Origin of the sequence: Corynebacterium sp. HMSC14B06, from assembly GCF_001807075.1 — a bacterium.
Taxonomy (GTDB): Bacteria; Actinomycetota; Actinomycetes; order Mycobacteriales; family Mycobacteriaceae; genus Corynebacterium; species Corynebacterium jeikeium_D.
The window spans coordinates 1-654 of record NZ_KV787369.1 but is presented as its reverse complement, the minus strand read 5'-3'; the positions used below and the strand labels follow the sequence as shown (position 1 = coordinate 654).

The following is a 654-nucleotide window of genomic DNA, read 5'->3' as shown; positions in this document are numbered from 1 at the left end:
CTGTCTCACGACGTTCTAAACCCAGCTCGCGTACCACTTTAAATGGCGAACAGCCATACCCTTGGGACCGGCTTCAGCCCCAGGATGTGATGAGCCGACATCGAGGTGCCAAACACCGCCGTCGATATGAACTCTTGGGCGGTATCAGCCTGTTATCCCCGGAGTACCTTTTATCCGTTGAGCGATGGCCCTTCCATACAGAACCACCGGATCACTAAGACCTACTTTCGTACCTGCTCGACGTGTCTGTCTCGCAGTCAAGCGCGCTTTTGCCTTTATACTCTACGACCGATTTCCGACCGGTCTGAGCGCACCTTCGTACTCCTCCGTTACTCTTTAGGAGGAGACCGCCCCAGTCAAACTACCCACCATACACTGTCCTCGATCCGGATAACGGACCTGAGTTAGAACCTCAAAGTTGCCAGGGTGGTATTTCAAGGTTGGCTCCACGCAGACTGGCGTCCACGCTTCAAAGCCTCCCACCTATCCTACACAAGCAAATTCAAAGTCCAGTGCAAAGCTATAGTAAAGGTTCACGGGGTCTTTCCGTCTAGCCGCGGATACACTGCATCTTCACAGCGATTTCAATTTCACTGAGTCTCGGGTGGAGACAGCGCCGCCATCGTTACGCCATTCGTGCAGGTCGGAACTTAC

The 654-nt window shown here is 53.5% G+C and carries 1 rRNA gene; it reads right to left on the bottom strand.

Annotated elements, in window-relative coordinates:
• A 23S ribosomal RNA gene (locus HMPREF3130_RS04615) occupies nucleotides 1-654 on the bottom strand; the annotation flags it as partial.